Consider the following 24,959-nt stretch of genomic DNA (forward strand, 5'->3'; position numbering starts at 1 on the left):
GATTGTCCCGAATCAGAGGGCCGGCCGCGGCCGGCGGTGCCGCTGCCACTGGGTCAGCGCGCCGAGCGCGAGCAGCGCCGCCATGCCGAACAGCGTCCAGAGCGTGCGCACCACCGAGTCGCTGCGCGGCGCGGGCACGGTCTCGGGCTGCGGTTCGAGCCGCAGGCCGCGCACGGGTTGGGTCGCGGCCTCGTCGCCTTGTTTGCTTTCAGTGGGTGCCGGCGACTCGGCCTGCGTGGCCGGGGCCGTGGCGCCCCGCACTTCCACCGGCACCACCACCGGCTTCGGCGGCGCGGCCATCGCCGCGCGCGCGAAGCGCTCCACCGCCACGTTGCGCTCGCGCAACCCGCTGGCCTGCGCCGCCTGCGCATAGGCCCGCGCGACCTCGCGCCGCGTCGCGGCATCGGGCGACCAGTAGTTCAGGCGCACCGCATCGAGCATGCGCTCCAGCGTCTGCGCGAAGGCCGCGCGGTTCGTGCCCTCGAGCCAGGCGCGGGTGCCGAGCCGCTCGCGGTCGCGCACATAGGTGTCGTGCAGCGACTGCCACTGGTCGGGCCGCACCGTGGCCGGCGCGGTCACCTGCCAGCCCCAGAGGAACTGCGCGGTCTTCAGCACCTGCAGCGCGCCGCTGTAGCCCTCGGCCTGCTGCGCAGCGATCCATTGCGGATGCAGGTAGCGCGTCTGCATCTCGCGCGCGATCGCGCCGGCGGCGGTGTCGGTGCGCACCGCGCCGGTGTCGCGCAGGTTCTGCACATAGAGCGCCGGATCCTTGCCCGTGAGATGGCGCACCGCCTGCGCGATGCCGCCGAGGTACTGGAACGGGTCGTCGTTGGTGAGCACGCCATAGAGGTTGGAGCTGCGCGCCATCAGCGCCGCGTCGACCTGTGCGAGATTGCCCGCGAAGGCGCCGGGCCGCGCGGCGCCTTCGAGGCCCTGGCCATAGGCATGGCCCATGCGGTCGATGAACAGGCCCGCCATCTGCGCGTCGCCGCCGCCGCGGCGCTGCGAGCGCCAGAGCTCGCTCGCGAGCGCGGCCTCCTCGAGACCGGCGCCGTAGCTGCCCTGCTCGTTCGAGAACACGCGCGCGGTCGACCAGCGCGCGGCCTCCGCCTCCGACGCACCCCCGGCCCGCAGCCGCCGCGCCAGCGCCTCGCTGTGGCGCGCGACCGCATTGGCGCCCGCGGGCTCGCGCAGCGCCGCCACCTGCCGCACCGCCTCGTCGAGCCAGCGCATCACGTGCGGGAACTGGTCGCGGTACGAGCCCGTCACGCTGACCAGCACGTCGATGCGCGGCCGCTTCAAGGCCGCGGCGGGCAGCACCTCGATGCCGTTCATGCGCCCCGCATCGTCCCAGCGCGGCCGCACGCCCATCGCGTGGAAGGCCTGGCTCTCGAGCACGCCCTGGTGGCGCGAGGCCTCGCCGGCCCAGAGCGTGAACGCGATCTTCTCGGGCGCCTTGCCGCCGTGGGACTGCGCATAGGCCGCGATCCAGGCGTCCATGGCGGCCACGCCGGTGTCCCAGGCCGCGCGCGTGGGCACGCGGCTGGGATCGAAGCCGTAGAGGTTGCGGCCAGTGGGCAGGCTGTCGGGATTGCGTACCGGATCGCCGCCATAGCTCGCGCGCAGGTAGCGGCCGTCGAGGGCCGTCAGCAGGCCCTCGATCTCCTCGTTGTGCGCGAGCGTCGCGTCGAGCTGGCGCACGCGCATGGCCAGCGCGCGCAAGGTCTCGGCTTGCGCGGGCACGGTGGTCGCGCCGTCGAAGGCCGAATCGTCGAGCACCCGCGCCACCCAGCGCCCCAGCGGCGAATCGGCCATGTCGGCCGGCTCGCGCAGGAAGGTCTCGTCGAGGTCCTCGCCGAGCGCGGTCGCCAGCGGCTTGCCGACGATCTGCAGCAGCGTGGCGCGCCGGCGCCGGGCATCGGGCGCCTCGCCGAAGGTCGCGAGGCCCAGCGGCTGCGCGGTCTGCGCGAGTTCGTCGAGGTAGGGATGCAGCACCGCCACGAAGCCCGCGAAGTCGCCGCGGATGCGCGCTTGCGTCCAGGCCAGGTCGCGGTCGTAGTGCCGAGCCACGAAGTCGGCCAGCAGTTGCCGTTCGAGCGCGGCCTTGACCGGGCCGGGCGCGAGCGTCTCCCAGTCGTGCATGCGCTCGTGCATCCGCGCGAGGCCCGGGCGCAGGCCGGCCGGCGAGAACATCGGCGTGGAATGGCTGACCATGGTCGCTCGGCCGCGGCGCTTGGCGGTGGTGGCCTCGCCGAGGTTGTCCATCACATAGGGATAGACGTTGGGCAGGTCGCCGAGCACCAGCAGCGGATCGTCCTGCACCGACAGCCCGCGCTCCTTGCCGGCCGACCATTCGGCCGTGCCGTGCGTGCCCACGTGCACCACGGCCGAGGCGCCGAACTGCGTGCGCAGCCAGAGATAGGTGGCGAGGTAGGCATGGCCCAGCGGCACCGCCGAGCGATGGTAGACCTGCTGCGCCTTGTCCATCACCCTCGTGCCGGGTTCGAAGCGCGGCGGCTGGCGCAGCACCACCACGTTGCCGAAGCGCACGCGCGGAATCACGAAGGCCGGCGCGCCGTCCACCGTGCGCAGCTGGGTCGAGCTTTCGGGCGCGCCCCAGTAGGCCTCGATGCGCTGCTGCGTCTCGACGGGCAGCGCGCGGAACCATGCGAGGTAGCGCGCGAGCGGCAGCGTGTCGGCCAGACCCTGCGCGAGCAGCGGCTGCAATTCGTCGGTTCCCGGCGCCGGGTAGGACGCCTTGAGCGTGGCCTGCACCTGCGCGATCAGCGTCTCGGGCGCGGGCGCCTCGGTGCGGTAGCCGGCCGACTGCATGGCCGCGATCATGCGGCTCACGCTGCGCGGCACGTTGAGGAAAGAGGCGCCGAAGTTGGCCTCGCCCGGCGGGTAGTTGTAGACCAGCATCGCGACCCGGCGCTGGTCCGCGCTCGTGCGCTGCAGCCGCAGCAGCGCCGCGGCCTTGTCGGCGACTGCATCGATCTGCGCGGGCAGCGACTGCAGGCTGCCGCTCGCGGCATCGCGCGCGCTCACGAGCATCGGGTCGGTCATGCCGGCCAGTTCGCTCGGGCTGTAGTAGGCCGCGATGTCGGACTGCGCGAGGCCGTCCTTGCTTTGCGCCCATTGCGCCGCATCCATCGCAAGCGACGGCAGGGTCTGCAGCACCGGCACGCCGATGCGCTCGAGCTCGGCCTTGCGTTCGTTGGGCGTGAAGACCAGCGCGGCATTCACGATCAGGTCGGCCACGCGGCGGCCGCCCTCGGCCTGGGTCATGCGCGTGTAGAGGTCCTTCTGCTGGCGCGGGCCGTAGAAGGCATAGGCGCGCAGGCCGCGCTGCGCGAGCGCGGCGATCAGCGTGTCGAGCCAAGCCGTGTCCTCGCCGGTCACGGTGGCGGCATTGACCGCGATCGCGACCGTGCCGTTCGTGCCGGGCAACTGTTCGACCGCCTCGATGCTTGTTTCGATGCGCGGCCACCCCGGGTGATAGAAGCCCGCGAGCGGCGTCGCCACGGGTTCGGGCAGACCATCGGACACGCCGACCCTGGCGAGCGCCTGCATCGACGCCGAGAGGTTCGCGCTACCCGCGAAGCGCCAGTAGGCACGCAGCCGCTGCGCCCAGGCCGCGTCGACGCCACGCTCGGCCGCGAGCGGCGGCGCGGCCGTGACCTGGCCCCGGGCCACCAGCGCGAACTCGCCGACCAGCACATAGGGCGCCGCGCTGCGCGCGATCGCGTCGCCGAAGCGCGCCGCCGCGGTCTGCGCCACGCTCTGGTGCGGCGCGTCGATCACCAGCAGCCGCGCGCCCTCGAGCGCGGCCGACAGGGCTTCGGGCGAATCCCGCGTGGCCGACAGCACCTGCAGCGGCAGTCCGGCCTGCTGCGCCGCGGCCTGCAGCCGCGCCACGCGTGCGGGCGATACCAGCGAGGTCGCGAGCACGACCACCGGCCCGGTGGACGACTGCTGCGCCCAGGCCGGCAGCGCCGCCAGCCACGCCAGCAGCCACAGCGCGACCCAGCGCCGCGTCAGGCTCACTTGCCGCCCTGCACCGGCACCGCGTCGGCCGGCACGTAGACCATGGTCCCGTCCTTGAGGCGCCAGGCCGTGCCCGCGCGCTCGCCGTCGCCCTCGCCGGTCGTGCCGCTGGCCTTGAAGCGCGTGATCTTGCGGCCCTCGCGCGTGACGATCTCCATGTTCGGCTGGCCCTCGTTGCGGATCACCGTGACCTTGTCCTGCGCGAAGGGGTTCATCGGGTTGTTGATGACCGCGATCATCAGCATGCCGATCACGACCATGAAGACGTCGATCAGGTTGATGGTCGAGAGCACCGGATCGTCGTCGTCGCCGTCCAGGCTGCTGAGGATCGAGAACTGCCGTTTGCTCATGAGAGCCGGTCCCGCGCGTCGAGCAGCATCACCAGCTCGCGCATCAGCCAGCGCCGGCGCACGGTGTAGACCACGAAGGCGATCGAGGCCGAGGCCAGCGCGACGATCACGCTCGCGAAGGCCGGCGCGAGGCTCTGCGCCACGCCCTGCGATTCGCCCGAGGCCACGGCCACCAGCGCGGGGCCCATCGGGATCATGGTGGCGATCAGGCCCAGCATCGGCGCCACGCGGCTGCACAGCCGCACGCCCTCGAGTTCCTTGAGCACGGCCAGCTCCATCTGCTCCTGGCTGGCCTGCGCATGCCGCGCCAGCACCAGCGCGCGCGCAGGGTCGCGCCGGCGCTGCAGGTATTCGACGCCGAAGGCACCGAGGCACCACACGGCATAGACGAAGGACAGCAGCACGCCCAGCGTCACCGGCCACAGGAACAGGCGCGCGAGCTCGAACAGCACGGTATCGAAGGCCAGCATCAGGCGGACTCCAGGTCAGGCGAAGAAGGATCGGGATCGAACAGGTCCGAGGGCCGGCCCCAGGCCTCGTCGAACACCAGCGACGACAGTGGCGCGCGCCGCGCCCAGCGCTCGCGCTGCAGCATCGGCTCCTCGTAGAAGCCGTGCACCGGCCCGAGGCACAGCAGCGCGATCGGTTCGGCGCCGGGCGGCAGGCCCAGCAGCGCCGCCACCTCGGCCGGATCGAACAGCGAGACCCAGCCCATGCCCAGCCCCTCGGCGCGCGCGGCCAGCCAGAGGTTCTGGATCGCGCACGCGGCCGAGGCCAGGTCCATCTGCGGCAGGGTGCGGCGGCCGAACACATGGTGCTCGCGGCCGTCGGCCAGCGTCACCGCGAGCAGCTCGGCCGCGTCGAGCAGGCCCTCGACCTTGAGCCGCATGAAGGCATCCTCGCGCTCGCCGAGCGCGCGCGCCGTCAGCACGCGTTCGCGCTCGACTGCCGCATGCAGTCGCGTGCGCAGGGCCGCGTCGCGGATGCGGATGAAGCGCCAGGGCTGCATGAAGCCGACGCTGGGCGCATGGTGGGCCGCCTCGAGCAGCCGGCGCAGCAGCGCGGGCGCGACCTCGCCGCCCGCGAAATGCCGCATGTCGCGCCGCTCGTGGATGGCGCGGTAGACCGCCCTCGCCTCCTCGGCCGCGAACGCCTGGCTCATCCGGCTCAATCCTCGATGCCGCGCTGCGCCGGGATGCCGGCCTTGAACGCATGCTTGACCAGCGTCATCTCGGTCACGGTGTCGGCGAGTTCGATGATCTCGGGCGGGCAGCGGCGGCCCGTGAGCGCCACGTGCACCTGCTTGGGCCGCGCGCGCAGGGTCTCGAGCACGCCCTCGAGCGGCAGCCAGCCGTAGATCAGCGGGTAGGTGATCTCGTCGAGCACCACGAGGAAATACTCGCCCGAGAGGATCGCGGCCTTGGCCTTTTCCCAGCCGTCGCGCGCGAGCTGCCCCGAGCGCTCGAGGTCCTGGCTCTTCCAGCTGAAGCCGTCGCCCAGGCCCTCGATCGGGATGCCGATCTGCTCGAACATGCGGTGCTCGCCGAAGCGCGCGCTCGGCACCTTCATGAACTGGTAGATCTTCACGGCCTTGCCGCGGCCATGCGCGCGCAGCGCCAAGCCGAAGGCCGCGGTGCTCTTGCCCTTGCCGTCGCCGGTGTTGACGATGACGATGCCGCGGCGTTCGCCTTCGGGCTTTTCGTAGGGCTTCTCGCTGGGTGGGGTTTCTATCTGCATGGGGTGGTCTCTTTCAAGGCTGTCGAATGCGGGCAGCCGGACGCAGAGGACGCGAAGGTTTCGCGAAGGACGCCAAAGAAGACATCCAAAATTTTTCTTTGCATTCTTTCGCGCCCTTTGCGAAACCTTCGCGTCCTTCGCGTACGGCTGTCCGATCCCGCATTCATCGCGGCAACGCAATCCATTGTTCCGCCACGCGGTGCACGCGGATGCGGTGATCGAACACCTGCTCGAGCGCCGCATGCGTCGCGGGATCGCTGCTGCCGCCGTGGTGCACCACGCGGCCGCGGTCCATCACCACGAGTTCGTCGGCGGCCAGGGCCATGGGCAGTTCGTGCAGCACGCTGACCACGGTATGGCCCGCGGCGACCAGCGCGCGCACGGTCTGCATCCAGTCGGCCTGGTGCGGCGGGTCGAGGTTGGCGAGCGGCTCGTCCATCAGCAGCAGTTCAGCCTCGACCGCGAGCGCGCGCGCCAGCAGCACGCGCTGGCGCTCGCCGCCCGAGAGCTGGCCCAGCGGCCGCTCGCGCCAGTCCCAGGCCTGGGTGGCGCGCAGCGCGCGTTCCACGGCGGCGCGGTCGGCGGCGTCGGGCGCGGCCAGCCAGCGCTGGTGCGGCAGGCGACCGAGCATCGCGACGTCGTAGACCAGCAGGTCGTCGGCCGCGCCCTCGCCCGCCACGCCCTGGCCCAGCCACGAGAGGCGGCGCGCGCGCTGGCGCGCCGGCAGCTTCGCCGCGGGCTCGCCGAACAGGCGCAGCTCGCCGCGGTGCGCGAGCAGGCCGGCCAGCACCTTGAGCAGGGTCGACTTGCCGGCGCCGTTGGGGCCGACGATGCTGGTCCAGCGCGCGGCGCCGATCGCGAGATCGATGCCGTGCAGCACCTCGGTGCCGCCGAGCGCCGCGCTCACGCCGCGCACCTCGAGCGCCTGGGCGGTGGCGGCCGTCATGAGGCCGTGCCCCTCGCGGTGCGCCGGTGCATCAGCCACAGCAGGTAGCTGCCGCCCAGCACCGCGGTGAGCACGCCCACGGGCAGCTCCTGCGGCGCGATCAGCCAGCGCGCCAGCAGGTCGGCCGCCATCAGCAGCAGCCCACCCATCGCGGCCGACAGCACGATCAGCCGCGCATGCGTGGTCTTGACCACCGAGCGCACCAGGTGCGGCGCGGCCAGGCCGACGAAGGCGATCAGGCCGGTCTGCGCCACCGCGGCGCCGGTGGCCAGCGCCAGCACCACCACCAGCGCGGCGCGCATCGCGCCCAGCGGCAGGCCCAGGCTGCGCGCGGTGGCCTCGCCGAGCGCCAGGCCGTCGAGCACCGGCGCCAGCGCCCAGGCCAGCAACAGGCACAGCGCGCAGGCCAGCGCCATCACGGCGCAGGCGCTCCAGCCGACCAGGCCGGTGTTGCCGAGCGTGAAGCCCTGGATCGCCTGCAGGATGTCGGCCGAGGCGATGGTGATCAGGTCCTTCATCGCACCGAGCACCACGCCGACGATCACGCCCGCGAGCAAGAGCCGCAGCGTCTGCTGCACGCCACGCGCGAGCAGCAGCGTGAGCATCACGGCCGCCATCGAGCCGAGGAAGGCCGCGCCCGTCAGGCCCAGCCGCACCACCCACTGCGCGCTGGCGGCCGAGCCGCCGAAGAACAGCAGCGCCAGCGCCACGCCCAGCGAGGCGCCCGAGGCGCTGCCGAGCAGGAAGGGATCGGCCAGCGGATTGCGGAACAGCCCCTGCGCCACCGCGCCGGCCAGCCCGAGCAGCGCGCCCGCGAGCCAGGCGCCGAGGGTGCGCGGCAGCCGGATGTCCCAGACGATCTGCAGCGCCACGGGATCGTGGCGCGCCGACAGGAAGCTCTCGAAGCCGGTGCTGCCGATGCCCAGGCCGAGCAGCAGCAAGGCGGCGCCGAGCACCAGCAGCGCGAGGCCGAACAGCACCACGCGGCGCAGGTGGCCCGCGGGCATCAGCGCGCGCCTCCCTTGCTTGCCTTGTCGCCCAGGCACTGCGCCATCAGCCGTGCCGCCTCGTCCATGCGCGGACCGGGGCGCACCAGCACGTCGGACTGCTCGGCCGTGAAGCGGCAGATGCGCCCTTCGCGCACCGCGCGCATGGTGCTCCAGCCCGGGCGCTGCTCGAGGCCCTGCGCGCTGCGCACGCTGACCATGATCAGGTCGGGATTGGCGCGCACCACGTATTCGGGGTTGAGCTTGGGAAAGGGGCCGAGCGCCGCCGGCACGATGTTCCTGGCACCCAGCCGCGTCAGCGTCTCGCCGATGAAGGAGGACTCGCCGGCCGCGTACGGGCCGCTGTTGACCTCGAAGTACACGCGCACGCCGCGCGCGGCGGCCGGCAGCGACTGCGCCGCGGCCGACACCGCGGCATCGATGGCGCGCCAGACCGCCGGCGCCTCGTGGGTGCCGAGCACCTGGTCGAGCTTGCCGAGCACGCGACGCACGTCGGCATGGTTCTTCGGCTCGAGCACCAGCACCTTGAGGCCCAGCGCCTCGAGCCGCTCGGTCACGCGCGAGGACTTGGCGAGCAGCACCACGTCGGGCCTGAGCGCCACCACGGCCTCGACGTTGGGATCGATGCCGCCACCGAGTTGCGGCAGCGTGCGCACCGATGCGGGCGAATTCGAATAGCGATCGACGCCGACCAGCCGCGCGCAGGCGCCGAGCGCGCAGACCGATTCGGTCAGCGAGGGCAGCAGGGTCACGATGCGCTGCGGCGGCTGCGGCAGCTCCACGCTCACGCCGCGCTCGTCGACCACCTCGAGCGCGCTCGCGGGCGGCGACCACAGGCCGAGGCCCAGCGCGAGTGCCGCCAGCGCGGCGGCGAGAAACTTCTTCATCGGCCCGGCTCCTTCAGCGTCAGCGGCAATCCGGCCGTCATCAGCGTGACGCGTTGGCAGGCCGCCGCCACGTCCTGGTTGAGCCGCCCCAACGCATCGACGAAGGCGCGCGTCTCGCGGCCCAGCGGGATCACGCCCAGGCCGATCTCGTTGCCCACCAGCACCACGGGACCGCGCGCATCGCGCAGCGCGCCCAGCAGCAGGTTGACGTGCGCGGCGGGCGTGCGCGAGACCGGCCGCGCGCCCTCGGCGCGCAGCGGCATCAGCAGGTTCGTGAGCCACATCGTGAGGCAGTCGACCAGCACCAGCGACTCGGGCGTGCTCTGGGTCACGATGGCGCGCGCCAGCTCGACCGGTTCCTCGATGGTGCGCAGGCTGGGCACGCGCTCGGCGCGGTCGGCCTGGTGGCGCACGATGCGCTCGCGCATCTCGTCGTCGTAGGCCTGCGCGGTGGCGATCAGTACCGCGCGGCGCTGCTTCGGCGCGGCCGCCAGCCAGTCGGCCGCGCGCTGCTCGGCGCGACGCGACTTGCCGCTCTTCTGGCCGCCGAGGATGAATTCGTGTTCAGGCGTCAACGCGATGCTCCTGGGCAGCCGGTGCCCCGGTTTCGAGCGGCGCGGCGTCGAACAGCCGCGCGGTGGCTTCGGGACTGGAGGCGAACCAGGCGTGGAAGTAGCTCGCGCGCACGCAGCCGTGCACGTAGAGCGCCTCGCCACCGGCCGTGCCTTGCGGGCGGCGCGAATGGGCGGCCGGCACGAGCGGTGTCTCGCAGCGCGAGTAGTGGAAGGTATGGCCGCGCAGCGTGTGCGCGCCCAGCGCGAGCGCCTGCGGGCCGAGGCCGGCGAGCCGCTTCTGCAGCGTGACGCGCCCGGGCAGCAGGCCCCAGAGCGCATGCACCGCGGCTTCGTTGCCATCCCCGGGCACCGCGATCTCGTCGAACAGCGCCATCATCCCCCCGCATTCGGCCCAGATCGGCCGGCCCGCGGCCGCATGGGCGGCGAGCGCGGCGCGCAGGTCCGAACGCCGCGCGAGCGTGGCGGCATGCAGCTCGGGATAACCGCCGGGCAGCCACAGCGCATCGCAGTCGGGCAGCGCATCGCCGGCCAGCGGCGAGAAGAAGACCAGCCTGGCGCCGAGCGCACCCAGCGTGTCGAGGTTGGCCGGGTAGATGAACGAGAAGGCCGCGTCGCGCGCGATGGCGATGGTGCGGCCCGCGAGCAGCGGCGCGATCGGGGCGACCTCACCGGTGGAAGGTGGCTCGAAGCGCACCTGCGGCAGTTGCAGCGACCCCAGCGGCGTGCCGGCCAGCGCATCGGCCACGCGGTCGAGCCGCTCGGCCGCGTCGCCCAGCTCGTGCGCCGCCACCAGGCCCAGGTGGCGTTCGGGCAGCGAGAAGCCCGCGTCGCGCGGCAAGGCGCCGAGCCAGTCCGCGGGCTCGCGCAAGGCGCCGCGCAGCATGTCGGCATGGCGCTCGCCGGCCACGCGATTGGCCAGCACGCCGGCCCAGGGCATGCCGGGCCTGAAGCTCTGCAGCCCATGCGCCAGCGCGCCGAAGGTGCCGGCCATCGCTTGGGCGTCGATCACGGCCAGCACCGGCAGGCCGAAGCGCTGCGCCAGGTCGGCCGCGCTCGGCGTGCCGTCGAACAGGCCCATCACGCCCTCGACGATCACGAGGTCGGACTCGGCCGCGGCCGCATGCAGCCGCGCGCGGCAGTCGGCCTCGCCGGTCATCCACAGGTCGAGCGAATGCACGGGCGCGCCGGTGGCGAGCCGCAGCCAGTGCGGGTCGAGGAAGTCGGGCCCGCACTTGAAGGCGCGCACGCGCCGGCCCTGGCGCGCATGCAGCCGCGCGAGCGCTGCGGCCACGGTGGTCTTGCCCTGACCCGAAGCGGGCGCGGCCACGAGCACGGCGGCGCAGCGCGCCGCGCGATCGGGCAGGTGCTGGCTTACTGGGGCGTCCACTTCAATCCGACGTACGCGTTGCGGCCACCGGTGACGTAGCCGCGCGCGAGCATGTAGTCCTTGTCGCCCACATTGTCGATGCGCGCGACCAGGTCGACGTCGCGCACGATCTTCGTGCTGGCCACGAGGTTCAGCAGCGTGTAGCCGCCGAGCTTGCGCGTGTTGGCCGCGTCGTCGTAGCGCTGGCTCGAGGCCTGCACCTCGGCGCCCAGCGTCCAGCCGCCGAGGCGCCAGTCGGCACCCAGGGTGCCGTAGCGCTTGGCGCGGCGGGCCAGCAGCTTGTCGGTCGCGAGGTCGCGCGGATCCTGGAAGTCGAGCGAGGCGCGCAGCGTCACGTCGCCGATGCGGTGGCCGGCCGACAGCGTCACGCCCTCGTAGCGCGCCCGCGCGGTGCTGCCGTAGCAGCCGAAGGACGAGGCGCAGCCCCTGGCGGTCGAGTCGAACACGATCAGGTTGCGCACGTTGTTGCGGTAGACCACGATGCCGGCGTTGGTCGGGCCGTCGGTGTACTTGAGGCCGAGCTCGACGTTGCGGCTCGACTCGGGCTGCAGGTCGGGTTTGCCGTATTCGCTGAAGCGCTGGTAGAGCGTGGGCGCGCGGAAGGCGGTGCCGGCCGAGGCGGTCACGCGCAGCTTCGGCGTGATCGCGAAGCCGTAGGCGGCGCTGCCGGTGGTCTTGCCGCCGAACTCGCTGTCGTCGTCGTGGCGCACGTTGAGCTGCAACGAGTGCGGGCCCTGCACGAAGCCGTAGCCGAGCGAGACCGCGTCCTGCGAGCGCTTGCGCGCCAGGCCCTTGTCGGTGCTGCTGGTGGGGGCGTTCTCGAGCCGGTCCTCGCGGCGTTCGAGCGCGGCCGTCACCAGGTGCGGACCGAAGCGCAGTTCGTTCTGGAACAGGTAGCCGCGCAGCCGGGTCTCGGTGCGGTAGTACGAGGGCATGGTGCTGTAGACCGACTGCGAATCGGTCACCTGCAGCCGGGTGCTGTAGACCTCGTTCCATTGCGCCGACCAGGTCAGGCCGGCGGTGCGCAGCCGGTTGCGGCTCTGGTCGTCGAGGTAGTAGGCCGGCGGCTTGCTGCCGGACTTGGCGGCGTCGTAGTGCGCCTTGGTATCGCTCGACAGCGCGGTGGCCTCGAGCCGCTGGCCGGGCGCGATCTGCCAGCCCAGGCGCACGTTGCCCGAGGTGGTGTTGTAGCCGTCGCGGTCGGGGCTGGTGAAGCCGTCCTTGGGCAGCGTGCGCTTCTCGAGCGGCTGGATGTTGAAGCCGCGGCTTTCCTCGTGCGCCACGCCGAACGAATAGTCGAAGGCGTTGGCCTTGCCGCTGATCGCCGCCTCGGTGCGGAACAGGCCGTGGCTGCCGACACCCACGCCGATCGAGGGCGACACCCCCTCCTCGCCGCGCTTGGTGAACAGCTGGATCACGCCGCCGATGGCGTCGGAGCCGTAGACCGCGGCGGCCGGGCCGCGCAAGACCTCGATGCGGTCGATCTGCGCCAGCGGGATGCTCTCCCAGGCCGCGCCGCCGGTGGCCTGCGAGTCCACGCGCACGCCGTCGATGTAGACGGCGGTGAAGCGCGTCTCGGCGCCGCGGATGTAGACGCTGGTCGAGTTGCCGACGCCGCCGTTGCGCACGATCTGGATGCCGGCCTGGCGCGCGAGCACGTCGGCCACGCCGGTGGAACCGCTGCGCTCGATGGTCTCGCGGTCGATCACCGAGACATCGGCCACCAGGTCCGACAGCGGCTGCGCGGTGCGGTTGGCCGTGACCACGGTCTCGCCGAGCGCGCCGGCCGGAGTCTGGGCCGAGGCCGCCAGCGGCAACTGGGCCAGCAGCAGGCCGCCGAAGGCCGGCACCAGGGCCAGCGGCAGGCCGGCCAGGCGCATGCCGATGCGGGACGCGGGAATGCGAGCGCGCGAACGGCGCGAGAAGGAAACGCAGGAAATCATGGAGTGAGCGAACGAACGTCTATGCCCCTTGCCGGCCTCCCCGCCGGCGCCCGGGGCGCCATTGGTCCGTGCCTGCATCGACGAAGCGAAGAGCATGCGCGAACCGCCTTGTTGGCCGGTATCCGGGCTGGCAGACCGGCCCTCGCCGCCTTCCCAGGCGCCTGTTTCAGGGCGCCCAGTGGCTCGTGTGGAGAGGGTGGCGCCTTGCGGCGCCGTCTGCTTGACCGTTGCGGGGGCAGCGCAGGCGGCTTCGGTGCCGGCGCGCGGCCGGTCCCTTCACTCCTGCTTCCCGTTGAACCGCGGCGCGTGAACCACGCCGCAGGCACCAACGGGCGAGATTCTAGGCGTTGCGCCGCGCGCCTTAAGTCGAAAGTTGCGTGCGCCCGACGCTCGCCGCGTCCCGCGCACTAACATCGACGGGCTATGGGATGCCATCACCACCACCCCGCATGACCCTGCGTTCCTCGCCATTGCTGCGCCTGCGCTCCGCCCTGCAGCGCCTGTTCGGCGTATCGGGCTGGCAATCGATGCTGCTGTGGTCCATCGTCGCCGGCCTGCTCGGCACGCTCGCGACCGAGGGCTTCCGCGCCGCGCTGCGCGGCTTCGAGCACGTCGTGCTCGGCCCCGGCGACAGCCTGGTCGCGATGGCGCGCGCGCTGCCGTGGTGGGCGCGCATCGCCTTCCCCGCCGTGGGCGGCCTCGTGGCCGGCGGCCTGCTCGTGCTCGCGAAGCGCGTGGCGGTGCGCAGTGCCACCTCCAACTACATGGAGGCGATCGTGCTCGGCGACGGCCGCATCCCGGTGGCGCAGACGCTGGTGCGCAGCGCCTCCTCGCTCGTGAGCATCGGCACCGGCGGCTCGATCGGCCGCGAGGGCTCGATGGTGCAGCTCGCCGCGCTGGCCGCCTCGCTGCTGGGCCGGGTGTTCCGCTTCCCGGTCGAGCGGCTGCGCCTGCTCGTGGCCTGCGGCGCGGCGGCCGGCCTCACGGCCGCGTACAACGCGCCGATCGCGGGCGCCTTCTTCGTCGCCGAGATCGTGCTGGGCTCGATCGTGATGGAGAGCGTGGGCCCGATCCTGATCGCGGCGGTGGTCGCCAACATCGTGATGCGCGCCCTGCCCGGCTACCAGCCGCCCTACCAGATGCCGGTGTTCCCCGAGCTGCATGGCGCGGAGATCCCGCTGTTCGCGCTGCTCGGCGTGCTGCTGGGCTTCGCGGCCGCGGGCTTCCTGCGCGCGCTGCAGGGCAGCCGGGCGCTGTTCGCGCGGCTGCCGTTCGCGCTGCCGTGGCGGCTCGCGCTCGGCGGGCTCGCGATGGGGCTGGTGTCGGTGCCCTGGCCCGAGGTCTGGGGCAATGGCTACAGCGTGGTCAACGCGGTGCTGCACACGCCCTGGACCTGGACCCTGATCGCCATGGTGCTCGCGGCCAAGCTGGTCGCCACGCTGGCCACGGCCGGCTCGGGCGCGGTGGGCGGCGTGTTCACGCCGGCGCTGTTCTTCGGCTGCATGGTGGGCGCGCTGTTCGGCCATGCCGCGCAGGCGCTGTGGCCGCATGCGGTGTCGGCCCCCTACGCCTATGCGGTGGTCGGCATGGGCGCCTTTCTCGCGGGGGCCACGCAGGCGCCGCTGATGGCGATCCTCATGATCTTCGAGATGACGCTCAACTACCAGGTGATGCTGCCGCTGATGCTGGCCGGCGTGATCGCCTATTTCGTCGCGCGCTCGGCCAACGCCGGCTCGATGTACGAGATCACGCTGCGCCGGCGCGAGCAGCAGGACGAGCAGCTGCGGCTGCGCTCGCTGCACATCCGCGACCTGGTGCAGCCGGCGCAGACGGTGGTCGGCCCCGAGGCCGATCGCGAGGCGATGAGCCGGCTGTTCCTGCAGCACCCGGTGAAGTACCTCTACGTGGTCGATGCGAACCAGCGCTACCTCGGCGTGGTGCCCCTCTCGGCGCTCGGCACGGCCGCGGCCGAGGTGCGCGCGGCGGACCTGCTGTCGCAGGCCATCGCGCCGATCACCGCCGACACCAGCCTGGGCGAGGCGCTGCAGCGCTTCCTCGAGCACCTGGGCGAACGGCTGCCGGTGATCGAGAGCCCGGCCAACCCGGTGCTGCTGGGGGTGGCCGCCAAGAGCGCGTTGCTCGCCACCTACGTGCGGCTCAGCGAAGTTTGATGGCGCGGCGCGCAGGCCGCAGAATGCCGTGCCAGGCGCGGCGGGTGCCCCGGAGGACCGCCGCTTTCACGGGAAACTACAATCGCGCACCATGCCCGCCTCCAGCCCCATCGACCAGATCGCCGAGCGCGTGGAACGCCTGCTCTTGCGTCACGAAGAGGTGCAGCGCACGAATGCGCTGCTGCAGGAACAGGTCGATGCGCTGACGCGCGAGCGCGATGCGCTCAAGTCGCGGCTCGCGGCGGCGCGCACGCGGCTCGACGCGCTGCTCGAGCAGTTGCCGGCCGTACCTCCCTCCGAAGATTCCCCCGCATGAAGCAGATCGAAGTTCAGATCATGGGCCAGAGCTACCTGCTCGGCTGTCCCGATGGCGGCGAAGCGCAGCTGCGCGACGCAGTCGAACGCGTGGACGCGGCCATGTGCAAGATCCGCGACGCGGGCAAGGTCAAGGCGCGCGACCGCATCGCGGTGCTGGCCTCGCTGAACCTGGCCTTCGATCTCGCGGCGCAGGAGAGCACGGCGAAGGCCGCGCCGCCCGCCGAGCCGGCCCCGACTCCGGCCGCGGCCCCCGCCGACGACGGCGCGGTCGATCCGAAGGCCGCGCAACTGATCCACAAGCTCGATCAGGCACTGGCCGGCGACGGACATCTGCTTTAAGCGTTACGCGCTTTCTTTCTCTCGCTTGCAGAGATCGGCGCGCACTGCAAGAACTTCGATGCAAACCTGCCCACGCCGCAGGGACTCCCCTCAAAAAACCGGAAAGCGCCCGGGCGCGAAGGCGTAAAATCGTTCCTGTCTGCGGTGCGCGTTGGGCTTTATATGTCCTTGTTCCAATGCTCTACGGAGCCGGGCTTGGTATATCGCTCGACGGGTGTGATCATCTCGCGTCAGATGAACCCGAAGTCTTGCTGCCCTCGCCCACCTGAACCCCGGTTCAGGATGCGAGTCTGGCGCCCATTCGCAGACACCTATTCCTCTTCGTTGCGCTGAGTGCGCATCGAACATCGGCGATCCCCGGCATGGCGGGATCGCCCCAAGAACCCACGCTGTATTTGCATCGATACATCCGATCCTGGCTCGCGCGCGACCGTGCGCGCCGGGCCGCAGCTACGTTTCAGATAGCATTGCGGCCCATCCCCCTCCCTTTTTCCCTCGACCCGAGGCCCGTTGCCATCGCTGCACGGCGCCCTTGCCTTACCCGAAAGTCCGTGGCGTGAACGTGACCAGCCTGCTCGACCCCCTCCTGATCGCCGAACTCGCCGTCCTCGGCCTCGGCACCGGTTTTCTCGCGGGCCTGCTCGGCATCGGCGGCGGCATGGTGATGGTGCCGTTCATCACGATCATCATGGGCCACCGCGGCGTGCCGGCCGACCTCGCGGTGAAGATGGCGATCGCGACCTCGATGGCCACCATCATCTTCACCTCGGTGTCGAGCGTGCGCGCGCACCACAAGCGCGGCGCGGTGCGCTGGGACATCGTCAAGCGCCTCGCGCCCGGCATCGTGATCGGCAGCCTCGTGGGCAGCCTCGGCATCTTCGCGCTGATCAAGGGCACGGCGCTGGCGATCGTGTTCGCGCTGTTCGTGGGCTTCTCGGCCACGCAGATGTTCCTCGACCGCAAGCCCAAGCCCACGCGCCAGATGCCGGGCACCGCGGGCCAGCTCGGCGCGGGCGGTGCCATCGGCCTGGTCTCGGGCCTGGTCGGCGCGGGCGGCGGCTTCATCAGCGTGCCCTTCATGACCTGGTGCAACATCTCGATCCACAACGCGGTCGCCACCAGCGCCGCGCTGGGCTTCCCGATCGCGGTGGCCAACGTGGCCGGCTACGTGATCAGCGGCCAGTCGGTGCAAGGCCTGCCCGAAGGCTCGTTCGGCTACATCTGGCTGCCCGCGCTCGCGGTGATCGCCGTGTGCAGCGTGCTGACCGCGCCGCTGGGCGCCAAGGCCGCGCACAACCTGCCGGTGAAGAAGCTCAAGCGCGTGTTCGCGAGCATCCTCTACCTGCTGGCGGCCTACATGCTCTGGAAGGGCCTGCGCGGCTGAGCGCGCGGCCCTCTTCCGCCCCTCCTTTTCTCGACGCCACGACGCGCCCGGCCGGCGCGTCGCGCAGGCGCGCGCCGCAGTTTTTCTCAACCAGCGCCAGCAAATCTCGATGGTTCGCGGCGGCTGAAAACAGGACCATTCCGTTCACGCAAACCACACGAGGAACGGACATGAGCAAGAGACTTTCGGTTGCCATCATCGGCGCCGGCATGGGCGGCCTGGCCACGGCCGCGGCGCTGCGCCGCGTCGGCATCGACGTCATGGTCTACGAACAGGCCGAGAAATTCACCCGCCTGGGCGCGGGCATCCAGATCGGCTGCAACGCGATGCAGGTGCTGCGCGGCCTGGGCCTCGAGGCGCGCATGCGCGCCGAGGCCTTCTACCCGCGCTCCTGGAACAACAAGGACGCCTACACCGGCGAGGTGCGCTTCGACATGATCTTCGGCGAGACCGCCGAGCGGAAGTTCGGCGCGCCCTACCTGCTCGCGCACCGCGGCGACCTGCATGCCGCACTGCACAGCGCGGTGCCCGACGAATTCATTCGCCGCGGCCACAAGCTCGCGGGCTTCTCGCAGGGCGACGGCGGCGTCGAGCTGCGCTTCGCCAGCGGCGCCACCGTGCATGCCGACGCGGTGGTGGCGGCCGACGGCGTGCACTCGCTGGTCAAGGACCAGCTGTTCGGCAGGTCCGAGCCCAACTTCACGGGCCGCATCGCCTATCGCACCACCTTCTCCGCGGCGCTGCTCGGCGGCCAGGAGATCGACCAGTGCACCAAGTGGTGGGGCAAGGACCGCCACATCGTCATCTACTACGTCAAGCCCGACCGCAGCGAGGTCTACTTCGTGACCAGCCAGCCCGAGCCCGGCTTCAGGCTCGAGTCGTGGTCCACCAAGGGCGACATCCACGCGCTGCGCGAGGCCTTCGCCGACTTCCATCCGCAGGTGCGTCACGTGCTGCAGTCCTGCCCCGAGGTCCACAAGTGGGCGCTGGTCGACCGCGACCCGCTGCCGCGCTGGAGCGAGGGCAACATCACGCTGCTCGGCGATGCCTGCCACCCGATGACGCCCTACATGGCGCAGGGCGCGGCGATGGCGATCGAGGATGCGGCGGTGCTCTCGCGCTGCCTCCAGGGCACGGACCGCGACGGCGTGGCCGAGGCCTTCCAGCGCTTCGAGGCCACGCGCAAGCCGCGCACCTCGCGCGTGCAGCTGACCTCGCGCACCAACACCTGGCTGCGCGATCCGCAGGACTCCGACTGGGTCTATGCCTACGACGCCTGGAACACGCCGCTGGCCGAAGCGGCCGTGGCCTGAAGGGAGCGAGAACATGACGGACAAGACCCACACCTCGGCGAAGTTCCAGCGCGGCCTCGCCACGCGCAAGGCGGTGCTCGGCGCGGAATACGTCGAGAAGTCGATCGCCGAGGCCGACGACTTCAACTGGCCGATGCAGCAGCTCACCACCGAGTACTGCTGGGACGAGATCTGGAACCGGCCGGGCCTGGACCGGCGCAGCCGCAGCCTGCTGAACCTCGGCATGATCAGCGCGCTCAACCGGCCGCACGAGTTGCGGCTGCATGTGCGCGGCGCGATCAACAACGGCATCACGCCCGCCGAGTTGCAGGAGGTGTTCCTGCAGGTCGCCATCTACTGCGGCGTGCCCGCGGCGCTCGACAGCCTGCGCAACGCGCGCGAGGTGCTCAAGGAGATGAAGCTCGCCTGAAGCTTCGCCCTTTTGAAAAGCATCGGAGACAACGACATGGACAACCAGGCAATGCTGAGCCGCCGCGCGCTGCTCGCGCTCGCGGCCGCGTCGATGGGCACGGCGGCCCTCGCGCAGCCAGCCACCACGCGCGGCAAGGTCACGAAGATCCTCGTGGGCTTTCCGCCGGGCCAGGCCACCGACATCGTGGCACGGCTGATGGCCGAGAAGATGCAGGCCGTGACCGGCGAGAACTACATCGTCGACAACAAGCCCGGCCAGGGCGGCAGCATCGCGATGGGCCAGCTCGCGAAGTCGCCCAACGACGGCTCGACGATGATGCTCACGCACATGTCGGCCGTGGCCACCAACCCGCACCTCTACCGCAGCGTGCCCTACGACTCGCTCAAGGACTACGAGGCGGTGGGCCTGGTCGGCGACCTGCCCTTCGTGCTGGTGTGCCATCCCTCGCTGCCCTTCAGCGACGCGCAGGGGCTGGTGGCCTATGCCAAGGCCAACCCGGGCAAGCTCACCAATGCCTCCTCGGGCAACGGCACGGTGTCGCACCTCGCGATGGAGGAGTTCAAGCGGCGCGCCGGCATCGACATCGTGCACGTGCCCTACAAGGGCAGCGCGCCGGGCCTGACCGACGTGGTCGCGGGCAACGTCTCGCTGGCGCTCGAGACCGCGGCCGGCGTGCAGGCCTTCGTGCAGGGCGGCAAGCTGCGCGCGCTCGGCGCGGCCACCGCGAGCCGGCTCGACGCGCCGCTGGCCGTGCCCACGCTGATCGAGCAGGGCTTCGCCGACTTCCGCGCCTCGACCTGGCTGATGCTGCTCTACCCGGTCGGCACCTCGAAGGCGCTGGTGGCCTCGACCCACGACGCGATCGCCAAGGCCATGCGCAAGCCCGAGGTGGAGCGGCGCATGCGGAGCATCGGCGCGCTGCCGCGCTACAGCGCCAGCCCCGAGGAAGCCGCGGCCTACGTGGCGAGCGAGTTCAGGAGCTGGGGCGAACTGGTGCGCCGCAGCGGCGTGCAGATGGATTGAGCCGCGCGCTCAGGACGCCGGGGCCTGCGAGCGCAGCCATTGCTGCATCGAGGCCTCGGTGTCGCTGCCCTCGCGCACCAGCCATTCGCAGAAGCTCTCGGTCACCGGGTCGGCATGGGCCGTGCTCGCGAAGTAGCGCCGCTGCTTGGCGGCCAGCACACCGAAGGGCGCGCACAACCGGCCCGCGATGATGTCGTCGAAGGCGAGGAACAGCGGCACCAGCGCGAGGCCCAGCCCGTCGATCGCGGCCTGCAGCGCGAAGTACATCTGCTCGAAGCGGATCGCGCCGCCGGGCTTGAGCCCGGCCACGCCGGCCGCCGCGAGCCAGTCCTCCCAGGCATAAGGCTCGGTGGCGAAGCTCACGAGCGTGTGCGTGGCCAGGTCGCGCGGCTCGCGCAGCCGGCCGCCGTCGAGCAGGTCCACATGGCACACCGGCAGGATCAGCTCGCTCATGAAGGGCCGCGACACGCAGTGCGGCGGCGGCTCGAGCGCGCCCGCGATCGCGATGTCGTAGCGGCCCTCGTCGAAGTTGACCGGCGCCAGCAAGGTGGTGAGCCGCAGGTCGACCTCGGGCCGTTTGCGCTGGAAAGCCGGCAGGCGCGAGAGCAGCCAGCGCATGGTGAAGGTCGGCGGCGCATTGATGCGCAGCGCGGTCGGCACCGCCTGCTCGCGCAGCTGCATCGAGGCCACCGCCACGCGGTCGAGCGTGGCCGTCAGCTCGCCGAGATAGAGGCGCCCGGCCTCGGTCAGCGCGAGCTGCGAGGAGGTGCGCCGGAACAGCGGCACGCCCAGCCATTCCTCGAGCAGCGCGACCTGGCGGCTGATGGCGCCGTTGGTCACGCTCAGTTCTTCCGCGGCGCGCGTGAAGCTCACGTGCCGGCCCGCGGCCTCGAAGGCCCGGATCGCGTTCAGGGGTGGAAGTTTTCTGGACATGACGGGGCGACTGTAGGCCGCGATGGGTGCAAGCGGGTTGCGTTTTTCTCAACGGGCTTCAGTTTTACTCGGTGGCGGGGCCTGGGGAAGGGGCCGAGACTGGCGTTCTCATGACGACCACCCAGCATCTGTTCCTGCCGAGCGCGGCCTGCCGTGTCGCGGTCCACGTCGACGGCCCCGCGGACGGCCCCGTCGTGCTGCTCGCGCACGCGATCCTTTCATCCTCCGTTCTGTGGCGCCGCCAGGCCGAATGGCTGGCCGCCGAGGGCTGGCGCGTGCTGCGGCCCGACACGCGCGGCCATGGACGGTCGGAGGCGCCCTCACCGCCATCACTGCCCTGGCGCATGGGCGACCTGGCGCGCGACGTGGTCGAGATCCTCGATGCGCTCGACATCCGCGCCGCGCACTACGTCGGGCTCTCGCTGGGCGGCATGTGCGGCTTCGCGCTGGCCGAACGGTATCCCGAGCGCCTGGCCAGCCTGTGCCTGTGCGACTGCCGCGCCGACGCGCCCGCGGCCTTCGCGCGGCCCTGGGACGAACGCATCGCGCTCGTCGAGGCCCAGGGCTGCGAAGCGCTCGCGGGCCCGACCATCGAGCGCTGGCTGGGCCGCGGCTTCATCGAGGCCCATTCCGCCGAGGCACGGGCCCTGCATGCGGCCGCGGCCGGCACTTCGCGCGCGGGCATGATCGGCTGCGCGCGCGCGATCCAGCAACTCGACCACCGCGCGGCCGCGCGCGGCATCCGCGTGCCCACGACCCTGCTCGTCGGCGCCAACGACGCCGCGCTGCCCGATGCGATGCGCGAGCTGCGGACCGAGATTCCCGGCGCGCACCTGGAGATCGTTCCGGACGCGGGTCATTTGCCGAACATCGACCAGCCCGAACGCTTCGACGCCGCGCTGCGCGCCCACCTCGAGCGCGCCCGCCGGGCCGCCTGACACTGCGCCGGCCCTTCCGCGCGGCCTACTGCACGCGCTGCTGCCGCCACTCGCGCGGCGAGCAGCCGAAGCGCTCCTTGAACGCGCGGCTGAAATGCGCCGCGTCGTTGAAGCCGCGGCCATAGGCGATCTCGGCCACCGGCCGGCCCGCGAGGCGCGGCTCGAGCAGGTCGCGGCTGCAGGCCTCGAGCCGACGCTCCCAGATGTACTGCGCGGGCGTCAGCGGCTCGCTCTTGAAGACGCGATGGATCTGGCTGGCCGACACGCCGAGCTCGGCCGCGAGGCTGCCCACCGACAGCGCGGGGTCGCCGAGCTGTTCCTCGATGCGCCGCTTCACGCGCGCGAGGTGGTAGGCCGTGAGGCTGCTGAGCGAGGGCGCGCTGGCCGCCGGCAAGGTCTGCAGCCCCGCCACCAGGATGTTCTGCACGCCATTGGCCACCGCGAGCGCCGAGGCCGGCTGCAGCGTCTCGATGTCCTCGCGCAGGGTGCGGATCATGCCCAGCAGCAGGTGGCCCGCGCCCTGGCGGCCCGACACGGTGGTGGCCGTCAACGCCTGCGTCTCGCGCAGCTCGCTGCGCAGCCGGTCGCCGGGCAGCTTGAGCACGATCTGCTCGAAGCGGTCGTCGAACAGCAGCTGGTAGGGCCGCGTGCTGTCGTAGAGCGCGAAGTCGCCGGCCTCGAGCACCGCGTCGCGCCCGTCCTGGCGCACCACGCCGCGGCCCTGGGCCTGGATGCTCACGAGGAAGTAGTCGTCGCCCGAGCGCGCGATGTGGCCCGAGGTGCGCAGCACCTTCTGCGGGCCCGAGCGCACCACCGACACGTCGAGCCCGGGCAGCGTGTGCTGGCGGATGCTGCCCTCGAAGTCCTCGGACTCGTCGGGCCGCACCGGATCGCAACCGAGCTGCACATAGACGTTGCAGATCATGTCGGTCCAGTAGGCCAGCCGCTGCGGGCGAGCCACGGCATCGGTGCTGAGCAGCGTGTTCATCGGTGGAATCTCGAAAAACGGGGATCGGCGGGCATGCAACGCAGGAACAAGAACGCCGCAAGCTGCGGTCAAGGCGTTCCAGCGCGGCGAATCTACGCTTCATGCAACCCGCATGCCACCGCGCAAACCCGCGCCGGGGCGAGGCGGCGAATCCACGTTCCCCACCGAAAGGCCCCGCCATGCCCACCACCGTTCATCCCAAGCTCCGCGTCGCCGCCGTGCAGGCCGCGCCCCTGTTCCTCGACCTCGACGGCACCATCGACAAGACCATCGACCTGATGGCGCAGGCCGCCGCGCAGGGCGTGAAGCTCATTGCCTTCCCCGAGACCTGGATTCCTGGCTATCCCTGGTGGATCTGGCTCGACTCGCCGGCCTGGGGCATGCAGTTCGTGCAGCGCTACCACGACAACTCGCTGGTGATCGGCTCGGCCGAGTTCGAGCGCCTGCAGGCGGCCGCGCGAGCGCATTCGATCTGGCTCTCGTTCGGCTTCAGCGAGAAGGCCGCGGGCAGCCTCTACATCGCGCAGGCGCTGATCGACGACCAGGGCCAGGTGGCGCAGACGCGCCGCAAGCTCAAGCCCACGCACGTGGAGCGCACCGTGTTCGGCGAAGGCGACGGCGCCGACCTGCACGTGGTGCCCACCGCCATCGGCAACATCGGCTCGCTGTGCTGCTGGGAACACCTGCAGCCGCTGAGCAAGTACGCGATGTACTCGCAGAACGAGCAGATCCACTGCGCCGCGTGGCCGAGCTTCTCGCTCTACCGCGGCGCGGCCAACGCGCTGGGCGCCGAGGTCAACAACGCCGCGAGCCAGGTCTACGCGGTCGAGGGCGGCTGCTTCGTGCTCGCGCCCTGCGCCACGGTGTCGAAGGCGATGAGCGAGCTGATGTGCACCGATGCCGGCAAGCAGCAGATGCTGGGCGTGGGCGGCGGCCATGCGCGCATCTACGGGCCCGACGGCTCGGCCCTGGGCACGCCGCTGCCCGAGACCGAGGAAGGCCTGGTAATCGCCGACATCGACCTCGGGATGATCTCGCTCGCGAAGGCCGCGGCCGATCCGAGCGGCCACTACTCGCGCCCCGACGTCACGCAGCTGCTGCTCAACAAGACGCGCCGCGAACCCGTGGTGGTGCAGCTCACGCCCGTGCCCGAGGGCAATGCGGCCGAGCCGGTCGAGGCCTGAGCGCGCACGAAGGAGCCGCGCCATGGAATCCGCCATCGACGAGCACCTGAGGTGCCCGCGCACGCGCACCCGCCGCGTGGAGGACGACTACACACCGCCCTACCCCGTCTGGTCGGCGCGCGCCGACCGCGCGGTCACGCAGGTGGTGATGGGCTACTTCGGCGTGCAGTCGCTCGGCGCCGCGCAGCAGGGCCGCGCCTGCGCCGCGCTGATGCGCATCGCGCGCGACTTCGCGCGGCCCGATGGCCCGCTGCACCACGACCTCACGCACTACGTGGATGCCGAGGGCCACGACAACATGATCGCGATCGCCTACTGGACCGATCCGGCCGCCTTCGCGCGCTGGAGCGCGACGCCCGAGATCGACGGCTGGTGGCAGTCGGAGGAGCGGCTGCACGAGGGCCTGGGCTACTTCCGCGAGATCGTGTCGCCGCGCGTGCAGCACTTCGAGACCATGTTCAACACGCCCGACCGGCTCGAGGGCATCGGCGTGGCCATGGGTGGCGTGAGCGGCGAACTGCAGGAGCATGGCTACTGGGGATCGATGCGCGACCGCATCCCGTTGTCGCAGACCGATCCGATGTCGCCCTCGGGCACGCGCGCGGCGGTCGGCGACGCGCCCGCGCCGGGCCGGCGCGTGCGCATCGCGGGCCATGAACACGTCGCGATGATCCGCTCGGGCCAGGAATGGACCGACACCACCGGCCAGGAGCGCACGCTCTACCTCGAGGAGATGGAGCCGGTGCTGCGCGAAGGCATGGACTTCCTGCGCGACCAGGGCCTGGCCATCGGCTGCTACAGCAACCGCTACATGCGGCATCTCGATGCGCAGGGCGCGCCGCTGCAGAAGTCCTTCGGCCTGAGCTTCTGGCGCTCGCTGGCCGACATGGAGCGCTGGGCCGAATCGCATCCGACCCACGTGGCGATCTTCGGCAGCTTCATGCGCTATGTGCAGGCGCTGAACTTCCAGCTGCAGCTGCGCGTGTACCACGAGGTGTCGGTGCTCAAGGCCGACGAGCAGCGCTACGAATACATCAACTGCCATGCACGCACGGGATTGATGAACGGTTGAGAGCG

General features: G+C 71.6%; 23 protein-coding genes and 1 riboswitch. Of the genes, 10 read left to right on the forward strand and 13 right to left on the reverse strand.

Annotated elements, in window-relative coordinates; genetic code table 11:
• Nucleotides 1-12 precede the first annotated feature (12 nt).
• The 11 genes from cobN to AC1HIL_RS21870 form a co-directional block, all read right to left on the reverse strand.
• The gene (gene cobN / locus AC1HIL_RS21820; RefSeq protein WP_479669993.1) at nt 13-4,047 is read right to left on the reverse strand and encodes a cobaltochelatase subunit CobN; all 4,035 of its coding nucleotides are present in this window, start codon (nt 4,045-4,047) and stop codon (nt 13-15) included.
• Nucleotides 4,044-4,397 carry a DUF2149 domain-containing protein gene (locus tag AC1HIL_RS21825; protein WP_479669994.1) on the reverse strand — a complete coding sequence of 118 codons (354 nt, stop codon included), beginning with the start codon at nt 4,395-4,397 and terminating at the stop codon, nt 4,044-4,046. The genes cobN and AC1HIL_RS21825 overlap by 4 nt, the downstream gene beginning before the upstream one ends.
• A complete protein-coding gene (locus tag AC1HIL_RS21830; RefSeq protein WP_261210642.1) occupies nt 4,394-4,867 on the reverse strand; it encodes a MotA/TolQ/ExbB proton channel family protein in 474 nt (157 codons plus the stop codon). The genes AC1HIL_RS21825 and AC1HIL_RS21830 overlap by 4 nt, the downstream gene beginning before the upstream one ends.
• Entirely contained in the window at nt 4,867-5,559 is a 693-nt protein-coding gene (bluB, locus tag AC1HIL_RS21835; protein WP_479669995.1) for a 5,6-dimethylbenzimidazole synthase, read from the reverse strand. The genes AC1HIL_RS21830 and bluB overlap by 1 nt, the downstream gene beginning before the upstream one ends.
• A 5-nt stretch (nt 5,560-5,564) precedes the next feature.
• Entirely contained in the window at nt 5,565-6,134 is a 570-nt protein-coding gene (gene cobO / locus AC1HIL_RS21840) for a cob(I)yrinic acid a,c-diamide adenosyltransferase (protein WP_261210640.1), read from the reverse strand.
• A gap of 163 nt (nt 6,135-6,297) precedes the next feature.
• Nucleotides 6,298-7,080, reverse strand: a complete 783-nt coding sequence (locus AC1HIL_RS21845) for an ABC transporter ATP-binding protein (RefSeq protein WP_422096803.1) — start codon at nt 7,078-7,080, stop codon at nt 6,298-6,300.
• Complete coding sequence (locus AC1HIL_RS21850) at nt 7,077-8,087, reverse strand: FecCD family ABC transporter permease (protein ID WP_296742538.1); 1,011 nt, start codon at nt 8,085-8,087, stop codon at nt 7,077-7,079. Before AC1HIL_RS21850 ends, AC1HIL_RS21845 begins: the two co-directional genes overlap by 4 nt.
• Nucleotides 8,087-8,974, reverse strand: a complete 888-nt coding sequence (locus AC1HIL_RS21855; protein ID WP_479669996.1) for an ABC transporter substrate-binding protein — start codon at nt 8,972-8,974, stop codon at nt 8,087-8,089. Before AC1HIL_RS21855 ends, AC1HIL_RS21850 begins: the two co-directional genes overlap by 1 nt.
• The gene (cobU, locus tag AC1HIL_RS21860) at nt 8,971-9,549 is read right to left on the reverse strand and encodes a bifunctional adenosylcobinamide kinase/adenosylcobinamide-phosphate guanylyltransferase (RefSeq protein WP_261210637.1); all 579 of its coding nucleotides are present in this window, start codon (nt 9,547-9,549) and stop codon (nt 8,971-8,973) included. Before cobU ends, AC1HIL_RS21855 begins: the two co-directional genes overlap by 4 nt.
• On the reverse strand, nt 9,539-10,936 hold the full coding sequence (locus tag AC1HIL_RS21865; protein WP_479669997.1) for a cobyrinate a,c-diamide synthase: 1,398 nt from the start codon (nt 10,934-10,936) through the stop codon (nt 9,539-9,541). The genes cobU and AC1HIL_RS21865 overlap by 11 nt, the downstream gene beginning before the upstream one ends.
• Nucleotides 10,921-12,879 (reverse strand): TonB-dependent receptor domain-containing protein, encoded by a 1,959-nt coding sequence (locus tag AC1HIL_RS21870; RefSeq protein WP_057594569.1) that lies wholly within the window; start codon nt 12,877-12,879, stop codon nt 10,921-10,923. The genes AC1HIL_RS21865 and AC1HIL_RS21870 overlap by 16 nt, the downstream gene beginning before the upstream one ends.
• 96 nt (nt 12,880-12,975) lie before the next feature.
• Nucleotides 12,976-13,223, reverse strand: a riboswitch (cobalamin riboswitch).
• A gap of 105 nt (nt 13,224-13,328) precedes the next feature.
• Here AC1HIL_RS21870 and AC1HIL_RS21875 point away from each other — a divergent pair.
• The 7 genes from AC1HIL_RS21875 to AC1HIL_RS21905 all read left to right on the forward strand — a co-directional run bounded on the left by AC1HIL_RS21875 (nt 13,329) and on the right by AC1HIL_RS21905 (nt 19,839).
• Nucleotides 13,329-15,050 (forward strand): ClcB-like voltage-gated chloride channel protein, encoded by a 1,722-nt coding sequence (locus AC1HIL_RS21875; protein ID WP_479669998.1) that lies wholly within the window; start codon nt 13,329-13,331, stop codon nt 15,048-15,050.
• A gap of 91 nt (nt 15,051-15,141) precedes the next feature.
• On the forward strand, nt 15,142-15,366 hold the full coding sequence (locus AC1HIL_RS21880; protein ID WP_057594567.1) for a hypothetical protein: 225 nt from the start codon (nt 15,142-15,144) through the stop codon (nt 15,364-15,366).
• Entirely contained in the window at nt 15,363-15,707 is a 345-nt protein-coding gene (locus AC1HIL_RS21885) for a cell division protein ZapA (RefSeq protein WP_479669999.1), read from the forward strand. The genes AC1HIL_RS21880 and AC1HIL_RS21885 overlap by 4 nt, the downstream gene beginning before the upstream one ends.
• Nucleotides 15,708-16,269: 562 nt before the next feature.
• Entirely contained in the window at nt 16,270-17,091 is an 822-nt protein-coding gene (locus tag AC1HIL_RS21890) for a sulfite exporter TauE/SafE family protein (RefSeq protein ID WP_057594573.1), read from the forward strand.
• A gap of 170 nt (nt 17,092-17,261) precedes the next feature.
• Nucleotides 17,262-18,404 (forward strand): FAD-dependent monooxygenase, encoded by a 1,143-nt coding sequence (locus AC1HIL_RS21895; protein WP_479670000.1) that lies wholly within the window; start codon nt 17,262-17,264, stop codon nt 18,402-18,404.
• Between the two features lie 13 nt (nt 18,405-18,417).
• Nucleotides 18,418-18,813, forward strand: a complete 396-nt coding sequence (locus AC1HIL_RS21900) for a carboxymuconolactone decarboxylase family protein (protein WP_261210631.1) — start codon at nt 18,418-18,420, stop codon at nt 18,811-18,813.
• Between the two features lie 36 nt (nt 18,814-18,849).
• On the forward strand, nt 18,850-19,839 hold the full coding sequence (locus AC1HIL_RS21905; protein ID WP_479670001.1) for a Bug family tripartite tricarboxylate transporter substrate binding protein: 990 nt from the start codon (nt 18,850-18,852) through the stop codon (nt 19,837-19,839).
• A gap of 9 nt (nt 19,840-19,848) precedes the next feature.
• Here AC1HIL_RS21905 and AC1HIL_RS21910 read toward each other — a convergent pair whose 3' ends face one another.
• A complete protein-coding gene (locus tag AC1HIL_RS21910; protein ID WP_064262364.1) occupies nt 19,849-20,772 on the reverse strand; it encodes a LysR substrate-binding domain-containing protein in 924 nt (307 codons plus the stop codon).
• A 110-nt stretch (nt 20,773-20,882) separates the two neighbouring features.
• Here AC1HIL_RS21910 and AC1HIL_RS21915 point away from each other — a divergent pair, with 110 nt between their 5' ends.
• Nucleotides 20,883-21,710: an alpha/beta fold hydrolase gene (locus AC1HIL_RS21915; RefSeq protein WP_479670002.1), complete on the forward strand. Its 828-nt coding sequence runs from the start codon at nt 20,883-20,885 to the stop codon at nt 21,708-21,710.
• A 25-nt stretch (nt 21,711-21,735) separates the two neighbouring features.
• Here AC1HIL_RS21915 and AC1HIL_RS21920 read toward each other — a convergent pair whose 3' ends face one another.
• On the reverse strand, nt 21,736-22,698 hold the full coding sequence (locus AC1HIL_RS21920; RefSeq protein ID WP_057594560.1) for an AraC-like ligand-binding domain-containing protein: 963 nt from the start codon (nt 22,696-22,698) through the stop codon (nt 21,736-21,738).
• Nucleotides 22,699-22,877: 179 nt separating this feature from the next.
• Between AC1HIL_RS21920 and AC1HIL_RS21925 the strand changes: the two genes are divergently transcribed.
• Together AC1HIL_RS21925 and AC1HIL_RS21930 are read left to right on the forward strand one after the other, a co-directional pair.
• Nucleotides 22,878-23,882, forward strand: a complete 1,005-nt coding sequence (locus AC1HIL_RS21925) for a carbon-nitrogen hydrolase family protein (RefSeq protein WP_422096796.1) — start codon at nt 22,878-22,880, stop codon at nt 23,880-23,882.
• A 22-nt stretch (nt 23,883-23,904) separates the two neighbouring features.
• Nucleotides 23,905-24,954 (forward strand): phenylacetaldoxime dehydratase family protein, encoded by a 1,050-nt coding sequence (locus AC1HIL_RS21930; RefSeq protein ID WP_479670003.1) that lies wholly within the window; start codon nt 23,905-23,907, stop codon nt 24,952-24,954.
• Nucleotides 24,955-24,959 lie beyond the last annotated feature (5 nt).

Source organism: Variovorax sp. ISS6 (assembly GCF_056523145.1).